The 15,842-nt window shown below is 65.7% G+C and carries 10 protein-coding genes and 1 pseudogene; 8 read left to right on the forward strand and 3 right to left on the reverse strand.

The window, feature by feature from the left end; genetic code table 11:
- Window positions 1–44 precede the first annotated feature (44 nt).
- On the forward strand, window positions 45–2,357 hold the full coding sequence (locus tag QNO18_RS20865; protein ID WP_283179443.1) for a TonB-dependent receptor: 2,313 nt from the start codon (window positions 45–47) through the stop codon (window positions 2,355–2,357).
- 34 nt (window positions 2,358–2,391) lie between these two features.
- On the opposite strand, the gene QNO18_RS20870 is transcribed toward QNO18_RS20865, so the two are convergent.
- Both QNO18_RS20870 and QNO18_RS20875 read right to left on the reverse strand, forming a co-directional pair.
- Window positions 2,392–3,699, reverse strand: coding sequence for an NtaA/DmoA family FMN-dependent monooxygenase (locus tag QNO18_RS20870; protein WP_283179444.1), 1,308 nt, complete (start codon window positions 3,697–3,699; stop codon window positions 2,392–2,394).
- Between the two features lie 70 nt (window positions 3,700–3,769).
- Window positions 3,770–5,854 (reverse strand): TonB-dependent receptor, encoded by a 2,085-nt coding sequence (locus QNO18_RS20875; RefSeq protein ID WP_283179445.1) that lies wholly within the window; start codon window positions 5,852–5,854, stop codon window positions 3,770–3,772.
- A gap of 196 nt (window positions 5,855–6,050) precedes the next feature.
- Here QNO18_RS20875 and QNO18_RS20880 point away from each other — a divergent pair, with 196 nt between their 5' ends.
- Window positions 6,051–6,854, forward strand: coding sequence for an IclR family transcriptional regulator (locus tag QNO18_RS20880; RefSeq protein WP_283179446.1), 804 nt, complete (start codon window positions 6,051–6,053; stop codon window positions 6,852–6,854).
- Here the strand turns inward: QNO18_RS20880 and QNO18_RS20885 are convergent.
- Entirely contained in the window at window positions 6,845–7,639 is a 795-nt protein-coding gene (locus QNO18_RS20885; protein WP_283179447.1) for an ABC transporter ATP-binding protein, read from the reverse strand. The genes QNO18_RS20880 and QNO18_RS20885 overlap by 10 nt on opposite strands.
- A 208-nt stretch (window positions 7,640–7,847) precedes the next feature.
- Between QNO18_RS20885 and QNO18_RS20890 the strand changes: the two genes are divergently transcribed.
- From QNO18_RS20890 to QNO18_RS20915, 6 genes and pseudogenes are all read left to right on the forward strand, one after another.
- On the forward strand, window positions 7,848–8,711 hold the full coding sequence (locus QNO18_RS20890) for a siderophore-interacting protein (RefSeq protein WP_283179448.1): 864 nt from the start codon (window positions 7,848–7,850) through the stop codon (window positions 8,709–8,711).
- 20 nt (window positions 8,712–8,731) lie between these two features.
- Complete coding sequence (gene fepB / locus QNO18_RS20895) at window positions 8,732–9,670, forward strand: Fe2+-enterobactin ABC transporter substrate-binding protein (RefSeq protein ID WP_283179449.1); 939 nt, start codon at window positions 8,732–8,734, stop codon at window positions 9,668–9,670.
- Window positions 9,667–10,526: pseudogene (locus QNO18_RS20900) on the forward strand (iron ABC transporter permease); the annotation flags it as partial. The gene fepB and the pseudogene QNO18_RS20900, both read left to right, overlap by 4 nt.
- Window positions 10,527–10,698: 172 nt before the next feature.
- A complete protein-coding gene (locus QNO18_RS20905) occupies window positions 10,699–11,715 on the forward strand; it encodes an iron chelate uptake ABC transporter family permease subunit (RefSeq protein ID WP_283179450.1) in 1,017 nt (338 codons plus the stop codon).
- Window positions 11,716–12,032: 317 nt separating this feature from the next.
- Window positions 12,033–13,259 (forward strand): DNA repair exonuclease, encoded by a 1,227-nt coding sequence (locus QNO18_RS20910; RefSeq protein WP_283179451.1) that lies wholly within the window; start codon window positions 12,033–12,035, stop codon window positions 13,257–13,259.
- Window positions 13,153–15,804 carry a chromosome segregation protein SMC gene (locus QNO18_RS20915; protein ID WP_283179452.1) on the forward strand — a complete coding sequence of 884 codons (2,652 nt, stop codon included), beginning with the start codon at window positions 13,153–13,155 and terminating at the stop codon, window positions 15,802–15,804. The genes QNO18_RS20910 and QNO18_RS20915 overlap by 107 nt, the downstream gene beginning before the upstream one ends.
- The last annotated feature ends 38 nt before the right edge of the window (window positions 15,805–15,842 follow it).

Consider the following 15,842-nt stretch of genomic DNA (forward strand, 5'->3'; position numbering starts at 1 on the left):
TGCCAACAATCCGCCAGGGCGCGGGTTCAGTGGGGCATGGCCTCATGCGTGAAGGTCAGGCAAAGGCCCGTGCCGGGCAGGGCCAGAAAAAGGACAGGATGCGAGCCAGCCGCGCCAGACCATATTGCCCCGCGTCGCCGCCTTATTGCCGGGCCGCGCGCGACGGTGTTTTGCGCGCGGCGGTGCTGGCCTTGTGCCTTATATCCCTCATCCCGGTCCCATCACTGGCCGAGCCGGTCGCGACCTTTGATCAGCCCGCACTGCCGCTGGCGCGTGCGCTGAACAGCATCGGCGAAAGCGCGGGCATTTCGGTTCTGATCAAAGGCGACAGCGCCGGGCTGAAGGCTCCGGCGATCCGGGGCATTACAGGGTTGCAGGCGGCGCTGGATCAGGTGCTCGCGGGCAGCGGCGCGGGGTACAGGTTCACCTCGGATGGCAGCCTTGTCGTCACGCTGCCTGCGGCGGCACCTCTATCACCGGCCGAGAATCTCGGGACCATCGTCCTGACAGCGAGCGGCCAGCCGCAGCATCTGATTGACGCACCGGCCTCGGTGACCGTGATCCCGGCAGAAGGACTGTCAGCCCGCCCGATGGCGAGCCTCGCCGATGCGCTGCGTAGCGTTCCGGGCCTTTATGTGCCCGGCCCGGGGCGCGAAGGGCTGCCGGCGATTTCCCTGCGGGGCATGGGGCAAAGCTATGTGCTTCTGATGATCGATGGCCGCCCGCTCAGCGCTTCGGAAGAGGCCAGCTATAACGGCCATGGGTTGAACACGCGGATCGGGTTCCTGCCACCCCTCCTGGCGCTGGACCGGATCGAGGTGATCCGGGGCCCGTTATCGGCGCTGCACGGGTCAGCTGCAGCGGGCGGCGTGATCAATGTGATCTCGCGCGACATTCCCGGGATCTGGGGCGGCGAGGCCATGCTGGGCTTTGGCAGGGCCAGTGATCCGGCCTCAGGGAACAGCCATGAGGCGCGGGTCTGGCTGGGCGGGCCGCTGGTCCAGGGGCGGCTGGGGCTTGCGCTGTTTACATCGCTCACGGTGCGTCAGGAGGATGACCGGATCAGCGCGGGCTATCAGAGCCAGGGCCTCGGCGCGGCGCGGCGCAGCATATCGGGCCTGCGGCTGCGCTGGACCCCTGTGGCGGATCAGAGCCTTGAGCTGAGCCTGCAGGAAAGCCGCGTCAATTTCAGCCGCAGCCCCCTGTCTGCGCGCAGCCATGCCGATACCAAAGTGACCGATCGCATCACGGCCCTGTCACATCGCATCGGCTGGGGCGAAAACCGCGAGACCACCAGCTTCCTGCAATGGGAGGCGACCGACTTCCGGTCGGGCAACGAAAGCGGCCATGATGCGCTGGTCTTCAACACCCGCACCACCCTGGGCGAGGGGCGGCGCAACCTCACCCTCGGCTATGAATACCGCCGCGAGCGCACAAGGCACGACCCCGACCGGCTGCCCGATCTGGCCAATCCGCGCCTGCATCGCTGGCATCACTCGGTCTTTCTGGAAGGCGCGCTGCCTTTGGGTGAGGACGTGACGCTGACCCTTGGCCTGCGTGCCGATCAGAACCAGAAATACGGCTTCGCCCTGACGCCGCGCGCCTCTTTCATCTGGTATATGACACAGGATCTGGTGCTGAAAGGCGGCATTGGCAGCGGCTATAAGGTGCCTGCGCTGAAACAGGCCGATGATGGTGTGGCCGAGCCCTCGGGCGGCGATGGACGGTCGCGCGACCGGGGCAATTCCTCGTTGCGGCCGGAACGCAGCACCAATGTCGAGCTTGGCCTGATCTGGACCGGACCCGAAGGGCTGCACCTGGGCGCGACGCTCTGGCACAGCCGTTTTTACGACCGGATCGCCCGGGCCGATCTGTGCCGCACGCCGACCGGCCAGGCGCCGGGCTGCCTGCTGGACGGAACGCCATATGTTGCCGTGTCGCAATATATCAACGACGACAGCGCGCGGCTCAGCGGGGCCGAGCTGGCGCTGGATCTGACCCTGGACGACTGGAATATCGCCGCGAGCTATACCTATTCGGAGTCGCGCGTGACACGGGGCCGCAATGCCGGGCAACGCTTTCACAACCTGCCGCTGCATATGCTGACTCTCTCGCTCGACTGGCAGGTGGCAGATCGGCTGAACCTCTGGGGTCAGGCCCGCGCCCGCAGCCGCGCGCCCGCTTCGGGACGGAAGCCACCGGTCCCGGCACATGTGATCGTCGATCTGGGCCTGAGCTTTGAGCTCAGCGACCGGGTCAGCGGCGTGCTGGCGGTCTACAACCTGAACGACCGGCATGAGGGCGATGTCCTGCCCGAAGGCCGCCGGCTCCATCTTGGGCTGACCACCCGGTTCTGAACCCGGACAGTCCTGGCCCGGACCGGCGACCGTGTCAGTCTTCCGTCAGATGCGAAAAGAATGTGTCGCCGGTATAGTCCCGGCGGAAGCGCCCGTCGCTGACCAGCCGCGGCACCAGTTCCTCCAGCGTCAGGCGCAGGCTTTCGGGCGAGCCGCCGGGCACGGCGATAAAGCCGTCAATCGCGCCGGCGTCATGCCAGACGGCGATTTCCCGGGCCGCGTCTTCGGGGGTGCCGACGATCTGCCAATGCACCGATGACAGGATCTCGGGCCGCGCCAGCAGCTCGGCCACCGTTGGCTGCGTGTCAGACACGATCCGCTGCAAGAGGGCACGATGGCTGGCAGACCGCATGGAGTGATGCGTTTTCGGCAGATCGGCCGGGGTGAGGCGGCGATCGTCAGGCCAGCCGCTCAGATCCAGCCCGATCGCTTCCTGAATGCGCTGGAGACGCTGCGCGCGTCCGACGCGGCGGTGGTTGTCCTGAAACAGCGCGCGCGCCTCTTCGCGGGTCGGGGCCAGATAGAGGCTGAGCCCGGGCAGAAGCCGGATATCACGCGGCGCGCGGCGATGCGCCATAGCGCGGGCGGAAAGCTGGCTGCGCATCTGTTGCGCCGTTGCCAGATCGGGGGTCATGCCGAAAACCATATCCGCCACCTCGCCCGCGAAATCGATACCGGTGGCCGACCCGCCCGCCTGCATCAGCGGGATCCCCGGTCCGGGAAATGCCGGCAGGTTCAGCGGTCCCTGAACCTCGAACCCCTGGCCACGATGGTTGATCGGCAGGATCAGATCAGTATCGGCATAGCGCCCGGTCTCGCGGTCAACCAGCAGCGCCCCGGACGGAAAGCTGGACCACAGCTTGCGCACGACATCGGTAAATTCACGCGCCCGCAGATAGCGCGCATCCGAGGAAGGCATCTCGGCCACGCCAAAATTCTCATTGCCCTGCAAGGCGGTCACGACATTCCAGCCGGCGCGGCCCTTGCTGAGCCAGTGCAGCGACATCAGCTGCCGCGCGGCCTGATAGGGATGGCCGAATGTGGTCGAGATCGTAGTCACGAGGCCGATCCGCCGCGTCTCGCGCGCGACCGAAGTCATCAGCAAAGTCGCGTCCAGGCTGGAAAAGCCAAAGGACTGGTCCATGATCGCCAATGGCAGAAAGCTCGCATCGGGGCGGAAGGCGAAATCGAGATGGGCGGCCTCGGCGCGCTGTGCGGTCTCCAGTGCAAAATCGCTGGAATAAAGACCCTCGATGCCGCTGCCATCCAGCCGCCAGCCTTCGCCAGACAGCCAGGTCGGCGCCAGCGAGATCCCAATGCAGAGTTTCGGTCGGAGCTTCATCGCCCTGCCTCGTCAGTTCATGAAACGACCGGCCCAGAGACGGGCCGGCCGCAGTTTCTGTCGCGATGGCTCAGAACGTGCCGCGAATGCCGATGCCAAACATACGCGGCGAGGTCATCGAGCCCTGCGTGAAGGCCACCGTGCCGCGCGCGGCCTCGAGCAGGGTCGGGCTGCGTTCGTCAAAGAGGTTGTTCACATAGCCATAGACTTCAAGATTGTCGCGCAGCTGAAAGCTCGCATGGATATCCACGAGGGTGTAATTGTCCACCTCATAGGCCGGTGTATTGGCGGTATTGGAATAATAGCCGTCAATAAAGCGCACCTGGCCACCAAGTTTCAGCTTGTCACTCGCATCCCAGCTTGCGCCAAGGGTAAAGGTCTTGCCGGGCGAGCGGGCAAATTCATTGCCCTCCCAGGCCTTGGCCGAGGACATCTCGTCGATCTTCGTCCTGAGGAAACCGGCGCTTGCGCGCAGCGTCAGGCTGTCGACCGGCTTGTAATCCGCACCGATCTCAAGCCCGTAGGAATGGGCTTTTTCAGCATTCAGCGTCTGGGTCTGGTTGATCCCGGACGAGGTCATCTGGGTCACACTGTGCTGGGCGTTGGTGTAATCCATATAAAAGAGGTTTCCGGTCAGGAAGAGCGTCTCGTCAATCAGGCTTGCCCGGCTGAAGAGTTCATAATTCCAGACGGTCTCTTCCTTATATTTCGTCCAGTCGCGGGTGCCGACGAAATCCAGCGAAATGCCGCCGGGATTATAGCCCTTCGAGATCATCGCGCCGACGGTCCAGTCCGGTGTCGCGGCATAGGACAGCGTAAGTTTCGGCAGCACCTCCTCAAACGTCTGGTCATAATCGATATCGCTGTTGGCAAAGAGCGGCGAGACATCGCCGGTGCGACGCAGATGGTCACGCTGATAGCGAAGCCCGCCCGAAAGCGTCCATTGATCATCAATACGCCAGCTGAGTTCGGTATAGACGCCAAGCTGGTTCTTCTTGTCATTGAAGGTCGAGATACCGCCCTGGTTCAGCCATTCATCCTGATCGCTATAGGCGACGTAAAGACCGGCCACGCCAGAGAAAACATCCTCGGGCGTGCCAAAGGCCAGCTTCGATTCATTCGAGAAATTCTTGCGCCACATATTGGCGTCACCGGCGGTGGGCGTGCCGACGCGGCGTTCAACATCGGATTTCGAGGTCTCGAATTTATTGGTCAGCACAAGACCATTGCCCAGATCGTAATCGACATCCAGCACAGCAGTATCGGTCACCGTATCCCAGCCCGGCATCCAGATCGTGATCGAACGCAGATCGCTGTATTCGGGGTCCTGCGCCGCACCTTCGGCGCTTGGCCGGGTCACATCCGAGCGCGAATAGGTCAGTTTGACCGTCAGCCCGTCAATATCGGCGGGCTGCCACAGCAGCTTGGCCCGACCGGTGAAATTGCTGAAATCCTGGCCGATTTCGTTTTGGATAAAGCGCGGGCTGACATAATCGATAAAGGTGTCGCGCGCCGCGTAATCCAGCGCGATCCGTGCCGCGAGCTGGTCATTGATCGGCCCGCTCCAGGCAAACGAGGCGCGGCGCTGGTTGTAATTGCCGAATTCCAGGCGGTAGCTGCCCTCGGGCTCCCAGGTCGGGTCTTTGGTATTCACGAGGATTGCACCGCCAATGGCATTGGCGCCCTGGCTGGTGGTTTGCGGCCCGCGGAAGACCTCGACGCTGCCGACATCCCAGGTGGCAGTGCCGCCGAAATACAGCTCGGCCCAGCTGAGATAATGGCCATCCACATTGACCGTCGCGCGCGGCATGGTGCCGGCAAAGAACGCCGTCGCGCCGGTATGCGGGCCTTCAGAGTTCTGGCCCCGGATCACAGGGGCAGAGACATTGTCGGTATAGATGACGTTCGGCGTGCCCTGCAAAACGGTGCGGACCTCATCCTTGCCCGGCTTGTCCTGCTCAAGTTCTTCTACGGTCACGAGGGTCACAGAACTTGCGGTATCCTTCAGATCGCGCTGCTGCTTTTCGCCGGTCAGATAGATCGTGCCCAGATCGACAGGCGTTTCCTGGGCATAGGCGGCATGGGCCGCGAGGGCTGCAATTATGGTCAGCAGGCTGGCCCCACGCGCCAGCCGGCCATGATGAAAGTTCGGCATGATGTTCCCCGGTTTCTGGTGAGGCACATGCGGAGGCGGGCGGTGGGCTGGCGGCATATGATGCGTTCCGAATTGCATAACGCGTTATGCATGTCAATTCGACTGCTATGTGCGGCCCTTTACCCTGGCGCCCATGCTGCATTAAGATCTTGCAGGGCCTTTCATGGCCGCCGCCCGAGGCAAAGGACTCCCAGGGATGATGGAATTCGAGATTTTCCCCGATGAGGATGCCGGTGCCGGTGATGCAAGGCGGGTGACCACCATTCAGTCGATCTCGGTCGCGATGCGGTTCCTGAACATCCTCGCCGCCGCCGAACGTGCGCTGCCTCTCGGAGAGCTCGCGCGGCTGTCGCGCACCGGACGGTCGACCGCGCATCGCTATATGCAGAGCCTCGTGAAAGAGGGGCTCGCGGCGCAGGATCCGGTCTCCAGCCATTACGATCTGGGCGCGGCGGCCCTTTCGATCGGCATTGCGGCGCTGCGCCGGGTGGATGCGGTCGAAATGGCCGGGATGCAGATGAAGCAGCTGGCCACCAATCACGCGATCAGCGGCGGGGTTGCGATCTGGACCGAACGGGGGCCGACCCTTGTCCGCTGGTATCGCAGCGCGCTTTTCGCGATTTCGCCGGTGCAGCTGGGGGATGTGCTGCCCATCGACAATTCTGCCTGTGGCCAGGTGTTCCAGGCCTTTCTGCCGCGCGCCGTGACCGAGGCCGCACGCCGGATCCAGCCCGCCGCCTTCGCCGGCGATCCGGTGCAGCGCCCGCAGCTTGACCAGATCCGCCGCACCGGCTGGGTCGAACTGACAAGCCATCTTCTGTCAGGTATCACCGGCCAGGCCGCTCCGATCCTCGATGCCCAGGGCGAACTGGTCTGTGTGGTGACCTCGGTCACCGATCTGGGGAAGCTGAATGCGCCGGGCGACCGGCTTGCACTACAGGATGTAGCGAGGCTGATAAACCGCGCTACAGGTGGGCAAAGCGCGCTGGATCAGCCCTGATCCGCCGCGCGCGGGCAGGGGATCACCATCGGACGCGCGGTCAGTGGATCGGGCATCACCAGCGCCGGCAGATCAAACACCTGCCGGATCAGCTCTTCGGTGACGATGGCCTCCGGCGCGCCGGTCGCGATGATCTGCCCCTCACGCATCGCGATCAGATGGGTGGCATAGCGGAAGGCGAGGTTCAGCTCATGCAAAACCGCTACGACCGTGCGCCCGGCACGGTTCAGCCGTGCCAGCATTTCAAGCAGATCCACCTGATGTACGATGTCGAGGAAGGTCGTCGGCTCATCCAGCAAAAGGATCGGGGTCTCCTGGGCGAGCGCCATTGCGATCCAGACCCGTTGTCTCTGGCCGCCTGACAGTTCCGCCAGCGGCCGGTCGGCCAGATCGGTCGTGCCGGTGTCGCGCAGCGCGGCCTCGACCGCTGCCGCATCTTGGGGCGACCATTGCCGCAGAAAGCTTTGATGCGGAAAGCGCCCCCGCGCGACCAGATCCGCCACGCTGATCCCCTCGGGCGCGACCGGCGATTGTGGCAAAAGGCCAAGCCGGCGCGCGACGTCACGCGAGGGCAGGGTATGGATCGCCTTTCCGTCCAGCAGCACCCGCCCGCTTTCCGGGGTCAAAAGCCGCGACAAAGCCCGCAGGAGAGTGGATTTGCCACAGGCATTTGGGCCGACGATCACCGTGAAAGAACGGTCCGGCACCTCCAGCGACAGATCCCGCGAGATCAACCGTGTCTCATAGCGCAGCGTCACATTCTCGGCGCTCAGGCGGTGCTGCATCATGTTCTCCTCTCGCCCGACCGCAGGCCCGGCGGGTTTTTTGGCGGCTCTTCGTATTGCATTGCGGGATGCGCTCTGCAATATGGGAACAAGCTACGCCCGCCCGATGCCTTTTCCGGCCGGGGCCAGCCATTCCCCTTCAGTATCCCCGTCAGCACAGGGGCAAAATCGCACCAGGCCCTGGGCCGGCGCGCGCGAGGATGAACAGATGGCCAGGATCACTACAGAATCCGTCGAAGACCGCAGCGGGATTCTTGAAGAAGAGGATCATATGCGCGGAATGGAGCGGATCGGGATGGAGGTCATCTCGATCAGCAGGCCTTTCGCCTCGGTCGCACGGGTCACCGGCCGGATCGCACCGGCAGATCCCACGCCCTGGATGCCGCCGAACCAAGCCGTGCGCATTGCGGTCGGGGAGCCCGAGGGGCAGCGTCCGGTGGTGCGCGTCTACACGATCCGCGCCTTCGATCCTCTGCGCAGCGAGGTCGAGATTGATTTCGTGATCCATGAGGATGACAGCCCGGCGATGCGCTGGCTGAAATCCGCGCGTCCTGGCACAGTGCTGCCGATGATCGGGCCGCGCCAGCATTTCATCCCGCTGCCCTCGGGTGACAGACGGGCGGCGATCTTTGCCGATGAAACCGCGATCCCGGCGGTCTATGCGATCCTGATGGCCTGGCCTGCCGGGCTGAAAGGCTCTGCCTGGATCGAGACCCCGGACCGTGCCGCTTTTGACGAATTGCCGCGCCCTGATGGGGTCGATCTGCATCTTATCCTGCGCCCGGCGGGGGTTGCCGCGGGATCAGCACAGAGCTTGCTTCAGGCGGCGAAGGCCCTGCCCGATCCGCATAGCTGGACGGTCTGGGCTGCAGGCGAGCGCGTCGAGATGCGCGATCTGCGCAATCATCTGCTGAAGGCCGGCGTGGCGCGCACCGATCTCCAGGTGCTTGGCTACTGGAAAAAGGGGATGAGCAGCTCGGATCTCGACCGGGCGCGGCTTGCCGAATATGAGGCGCTGCGCGCCCGGGGGCTCACCCTGGAAACACTTGGCGATATCGATCTGCCGGTCTGAGAATGACAAGAGGTATCCGCATGTTGCGCCTTTCGCTGGCCGTTTTTGCCCTGATCACCCCTCTGGCGGCCAAGGCCGAAGAAGGCTGGCCGCGCAGGGTGACCGATACGCTTGGCGAGGTCGTGATCGCAGCAAAGCCGGTCAATATCGCCTCGACCGCACCCAGCCTGACCGGGATCCTGCTGGCAATCGACGCGCCGGTGAAATCGACATCAATGGCGATGATCGGGCCACTGACCGATGAAAAGGGCTTCTTTCTGCAATGGGCGAAGACGGCGGATGAACGCGGCGTCGCGCAGCTTTACGGCAATCTGACCTTTGATATCGAATCGCTGATCCTGGCCGATCCGGATCTGGTTGTGGCCTCTTCGACCGGCGGCGATGCGATCCTGCCCTATGTCCCGGCCTTGCGCGCACAGGGTATGACGGTGGTCGTACTGGACTATTCCTCGGGGTCCTGGGAAGACCTTGCCCGCCAGCTTGGCCGTGCCACCGGGCATGAAGCGGGCGCCGAGGCGGTGATCCGGGATTTCGACGCGCGGGCCGCCGATCTGGCGGCACGGCTTACGATCCCGCCGGGGGATGTGTCGCTGGTATCCTATAATTTCAGCGGCACTTACGCGGTGTCAAAACCGACCAGCGCCCAGGCAAAGCTGCTCTCGGTCCTTGGCTTCACGGTGACGGGTCTGCCGGAGGCGATGGCGGGCAATGTCACCCGCGCCTCGGATTTCGATTTCATTTCGCATGAAAACCTTGGCGCGGCGATCACCGGCGAGGGGGTCTTTCTTCTGAACGGCACCGAAGAAAGCGTGGCGGCGTTTATGGCCGATCCGGTTCTGGCCAATCTGCCGGCGGTGAAATCCGGGCAGGTCTGGCCGCTGGGGCCGACCTCGTTCCGCGTCGATTACTATTCCGGCCGCGATATTCTGGAGACCATAGGGCGTTATTTCGCCAGATGACGGGAAATGGCGGCAGGAGGAGCGCAGGGATCTGGCTGGCCGGGTTGCCGGTGCTTTTTTTGCTGTCGCTTGCCAGCCTCGCCATCGGTTCGCGCGCGGTGCCGTTGTCTGAACTCTGGCGCGCCCTGACCGCCTTTGATCCTGGCAATGACCTGCATCTTGTGCTGCGCGAATTGCGGCTGCCCCGCACCGCGCTGGCGCTTGGCGCCGGTGCCGCGCTTGGCCTTGCCGGGGCGGTTATGCAGGCGGTGACGCGCAACCCTTGGCCGAGCCGGGGCTTCTGGGTGTGAATTCCGGGGCGGCAATGGCGGTGGTCCTGGGGGCATCGGCTTTTGGCCTGACGCAGATCACGCAATATGTCTGGTTCGGCTTTGTCGGCGCCGGGCTGGCGGGGGTTGCGGTTTTTATCCTTGGCCGCGCACATGGGTCGGGCACCGATCCGGTGCGTCTTGTGCTGGCGGGCGCCGGGCTCTCGGTGCTTCTGGGGGCGGCGACCGGCTTTGTGATCCTGAATTCCGGGCTGGATGTGCTGGATATCTTCCGCAACTGGGGCTCGGGCACGCTGGAGGGGCGTGGCATGGCGGTCGCCCTGGTGATGTGGGCGGCCCTGGTGCTGGGCGGCGGGCTGGCGCTGGCGCTGGCGCGCGATCTGAATGCCCTGTCGATGGGGGTCGAGATCGGCCGCGCGCTCGGGTTGCGGCCCGGGCCGGTCTGGGCGCTGTCCTGCCTGTCGGTGATGATCCTGGCCGGGGCGGCAACCGCAAGCGCCGGGCCGATTGCCTTTATCGGGCTGGTCGCGCCGCATCTGGCGCGGGCCGTGAGCGGGCCGGACAATCGCAGCCTCCTGCCGCTTTCCGCGATTATCGGGGCGGGCATCCTGACCGCAGCTGATATCCTCGGCCGTATCGTGGCCCCCCGGCCGAGCTGGCAGCGGGCATCGTCGCGGCGATCCTTGGCGGGCCGTTCTTCATCCATGTTGCGCGGCGTTTCCGGCTGGTGCGGCTGTGAGAGCCGGAGGTCAGCGCGTCTTGCGGATCGGCGGGATCAGCCTGTTATGGCGGCCCCGCGCCATGCTGGTCTGCGGGCTGCTGATCGCCCTCGGCCTGCTGCTGGGCCTGTTCCTGCTGGCCAGTGGCACCATGCGGCTGACGCCTGCCGGAGCGCTGGCGGGTCTGACCGGTCAGGCCGAAACCGATGTGATCAACCGCCTCGTCTTGCGCATCCGGCTGCCGAGGCTGCTGACCGCCGCGATGGTCGGGGCGGCGCTTGGCATGTCCGGCGCGGTGTTTCAGTCGATCTCACGCAATGCGCTCGGATCGCCGGATGTGATCGGTTTCACCACCGGCGCGGCAAGCGGCGCAATCGCGCAGATCATCCTGTTCAATGCCGGGCCGGTGCAGACCGCGCTGGCGGCGGTCGCATCTGGGGTGATGACGGCGCTGGTCGTCCTCTGGCTGGCGCGTGGCCGGAAAGGCGGGCGGGAAGGGGGCGGCGGCTACCGGCTGATCCTTGTCGGTATCGGCATGGGCGCGCTGATGTCCGGGCTGAACACGCTGTTGATGGTGATGGGCGATCTGGAACGTGCGATGTCAGCGCAGATCTGGCTGGCCGGATCACTGGCTGCGCGCGACTGGACCCATGTCGCAACCGCCTTTGCCGGGCTGGTCCTCTTCGCGCCGCTGGTTTTGTGGAATGCGCGGCGGCTTCTGGTGATGTCGATAGGCGATGATCTCGCGCGCCAGCTCGGGCTGGATCCGGCGCGGACACGGCTGGTTCTGGTGCTGGCCTCGGTCGGGCTGGCATCCGTTGCGACGGCCTGTACCGGGCCGATTGCCTTTGTCGCGCTGGCCGGGCCGCAACTTGCGCGCTGGCTGACCCGTTCGCCCGATGTGCCGGTGGTTTCGGGAGCAATTGCCGGGGCCCTCCTGCTGCTGAGCGCGGATCTCGTCAGCCAGAATGCGCCTTTCGGCCTCGCGATGCCGATCGGCCTGACCACTGGGCTGCTGGGCGGGCTCTATCTGATCCTTGTCTCGCGCCGCCTCTAGGCGCTGTTGCAGCATCGGTTCCTGCGTGAGGAAAGTGCGCCTCGCCTGTCATCACAGCTAAGGCAGCGCGGCACTTTGCCGGACTGGCAGCCACCGGCATCCACATGATCCCCGGCGTCATCAGACCCAAAAAACGGTCATGCGGCGCAGATCCTGGTTGTCGTGGCACAAGGATGTGTCCATTTCAGCCGCATTGATAACCGGATCAGAGCGGACAGGGCCAGTATTGCGGCATCCCGCGCCTTGCGCGCCGCATCCGTCTTGCATCAAACTGCGATCAGCGGCCGGACCGCCCTGATCCCTGGCCTGGAATGCGCATGACCTATACCTTTCTTCACACCTCCGATCTGCATCTGGGCCGGCCTTTTGGCGGTTATCCCGAAGACATTCGCGGCCGCCTGCGCGAGGCGCGCCATACGGTCATTTCCCGTCTCGCCCGTGCGGCCCGCGACACTGGCGCGCGCGATGTGCTGCTGGCGGGTGACACATTCGATGCCGAGACCCCTTCGCCCGAGACTTTGCGCCACGCGCTGCGAGCCATGGCGGTCGAGGGCGATCTGCGCTGGTTCCTGATGCCCGGTAACCATGACAGTCTCGCGGCGACCGAGCTCTGGCGCCGGATCCTTGCCGATGCGCCGGCCAATCTGACGGTTCTCGACCGGCCCGGCGCGCTGGAACTTGCCACCGGTGTCTGGCTTTTGCCGGCGCCCCCATCACAGCGCCGCCCGGGGCGCGATCTGACCGAAGCAATGTCGGCACCAACCCCTGAGGGCGCGATCCGCATCGGCCTGGGCCATGGCGCGATCATGGATTTCACCGATGGCGAGGGCAGCCCGGGGATCATCCCGCCGGATCGGGCGCGGCTCTCGGGTCTTGATTACCTGGGCCTTGGCGATTGGCATGGGCGGATGCAGATCGGCCCCGCGACCTGGTATTCCGGCACACCCGAGGCGGATGGGTTCAAACATGCCACAGCGCCGGGTGCGCTTGTGATCAGCCTTGATGCAAGCGGCGCACCGGCCAGGGTGGAAATCACCCCGACCGGTCAGTTCCACTGGCTGCGGCCAGAGCTCGATCTGCTGCCGGGCGAGGATATTGCGGGCCATCTTGCCGGGCTTCTGCCCGGTGAAAACAAACGCCGTGACAGTCTCTTGCGGATCGAGGCCAGCGGCCGTCTGACCCTGGCAGAACGCGCCGGCCTTGAGGCCGCGCTGGCCGCGCTCGCCCCGGATTTCGGCTGGTTCGAGGCCGATCTTTCCCGCCTTGGCACGGATGTACAGCCGGATGATCTCGACCTGATCGACCGGGGCGGCGCGTTGCGCCGGGCCGCAGAAGGCTTGCTTGGCGAGGCCGGTGACCGGCGCTGGCCCAGGCCGACCGTCAGCTGGCCGAAATGGCGCTGTCCCGGCTTTATGCCCTGGTGCAGGAGGTCGAGGCATGAAGATCCGCGCGCTGGAGCTGACCAATCTGCGCCGTTTCGGGGCAAAACGTGCCCGGATCGACGGGATCGGCGACGGTGTCTCGGTGCTGTCGCAGCCCAATGAATTCGGCAAATCGACCTTTTTCGACGCGCTGCATGCGCTGTTCTTCCAGCCGCACCGGTCAGCGCGCGCGCCGGTAAAGTCGCTGCAACCCCATTCGGGCGGTGCCCCCGAGGTCGCGGTCGAGCTTGACCTGCCCGAGGGCCGGTTCCGGCTGGAGAAACGCTGGCTCTCGCGCCCGACGGCGCGGGTGCTGGACGCTTCTGGCCGCCTGATCGCGCAGGAGGACGAGGCCGAGGCCTGGATTGACCGGCTGACAGGCCAGGGGCTGGCCGGGCCATCGGGGCTTTTATGGGTGCGCCAGGGTCTCCTTGGGATGGAACCGGAAGGCGCCGGTGCCGCCGATAAATCGGACCGCGAAAAGGCACTGACGGCGCGGCGAGATCTTTTGTCCTCGGTCGCGGGCGAGATCGAAGTGATGACCGGCGGGCGGCGCATGGACCAGGTTCTGGCGCGCGTGAACGAGGCGCTTGCAAAGCTTGCGACCAATACACTGCGCCCGAGATCGGGCGGGGAATGGGCGCGCGCCACTGATGAGGCAGAGGCGCTGGCCCAGGGCCGCGCGGCGCTTGAGATCAAGGTGGCCCGACTTTCCTCAGAACTGGCAAACCGCGCGGCGATCACCCGCGATCTGACCCGGCTGGCCGACCCCGATCAGGCAGCGCGCGATGAGGCCGCCTTTGATCAGGCGGGCCAGGCATTGCGCGCGGCCGAAACCCATGCCGAACAGACCCGCAAGGCCGAAAGCGACCTGCGACTGGCGCAGCTGACCGCCGGGCAGGGCGCGGAAACGATTCGGCGGCTCGAAGATCTGAAACTTCGGCTGGGCCAGGCGCTGGCCGCGCAGGCGAAGACCTCGGAAGAGCTGGCGAGAACCGAGGCCCTGACCAGCGAGGCCGCAGCCCTTGATACGACAACGGCCCGCGAACAGGCCGCCGCCGCGGGGGCGGTGCAGGCGCTTGCCGCGCGGCTGGATCTTGCGCAACGGGCCGGGCTGGCGCTGGCTGCGCGCGACCGGATGGCAGGTCTTGCCGCAAGGCTGGAACGCGCCGACCGCCAGCGCGCGGCGCTTGATGAATATCTCGCGGCCCGCAGCCCTTTGAAGGTCACGCGCGACCTGCTGGATCAGGCGGAAAAAGCCCAGGGCGATCGCGACCGCCTGGCACTTCAGGACGAGGCGCGCCTAGTTGCGGTCACCTTCACCTATTCGGGCGCGGCGCGTGTCATGGCCGAAGGTCAGCCCATTGGCGCGGAAGGGCTGAAGCTCAGGGGCAGCACCGCGCTGGATCTGCCCGGTATCGGCCGGATGGTGATCGACCCGGGCCTGATCGCAGCAGGCGATATCGGGGCAAAGCTGCAACAGGCGCAGGACCGGCTGGCCACGGCGCTGATGGCCTGCGGCGCGGCGGATCTGGCGGCTGCGCGGCACGCCTTTGCCGAGGCCGGGCGCCTTGATGCGGCCATATCCCAGGCGAAGGCGCTGCTCGCAGAGCTGGCGCCCGAGGGGATTGACGCCCTGCGCGCGGCACTGGCGGTGGCCCGCAGCGAAGCGGGTGATTTGCCGGGCGCGGCACCGGATGCGGCATCGGCGGACGGCATTGCCGGCCTGCAAAACCAGCTCCGCAGTGCCAGAGAGACCGAGGAGCGGGCGCAGGTGCACAGGCGCGAGGCCGAAGCCCGCCATGCCCGCCTGCGCGAGGCGCGCGCGGCATCGCGTGCGGCGGATCTGGCCGCCGGGCAGGTGCTGGACGCGATACGGGCAGAGGCCGGTGACCCGGTCGATCTCGCCGCGCGGCTTTTGCACCTCGCCCAGGCCCAGGCCGGGCTTGCCGGGGCCGAAGCCGAGGCCGCCCGGACCCTTGCCCGGCTGACCAGCAACGCTCCCGATCTCGAGACCGCCCGGGCGACTGTCACCCGTCTTGCTTCGGTGATCGAGGGCCGGCGCCGCGACCGGGCGCGGCTGGAAAGCGATCTTGCGGGGGTAAGTGGCTCTATCGGGGCGCTGGCCGATGAGGGGATCGAGGAAGCGCTTGGCGATCTGCGGGGCCGCGAAGCGACAGCGCTGGCCCGCGCGGCCCGTTATGAACGCGAAGTGAAGGCGCTTGCCCGGTTGCGGATGGCGCTCGAAGCGGCCAGACGCGAGGCGCGCGAAGCCTATCTCGACCCGGTCCTGCGCGAACTTGACCCGCTGCTGTCGATCCTGCATCCGGGGGCGTCGCTCAGGATAGACGATACCAGCCTCCTGCCGGTGGCGCTGATGCGCGACGGCCAGGATGAAGAGATCGAGATCCTGTCCGGTGGTACCAGAGAGCAACTGGCGGTGCTGACACGGCTGGCCTTCGCGCGGCTCTTTGCCCGCTCGGGCAGATCGGTGCCGGTGATCCTCGATGACGCCCTGGTCCATAGTGATGATGACCGGATCGAAGCGATGTTCACCGCCCTGCACCGGGTGGCGCAGGATCAGCAGATCATCGTCCTGACCTGCCGACAGCGCGCCTTTGCCCCCCTGGGGGGAGAGCGGCTGCATGCGCAGATCAGCCCGGTTTAAGGCGCGGTTTTGCGCCGGGACCTATGCGCTGCTGTCTC

It is taken from the genome of Gemmobacter sp. 24YEA27 (genome assembly GCF_030052995.1).
In the GTDB taxonomy this organism is placed as follows: domain Bacteria; phylum Pseudomonadota; class Alphaproteobacteria; order Rhodobacterales; family Rhodobacteraceae; genus Pseudogemmobacter.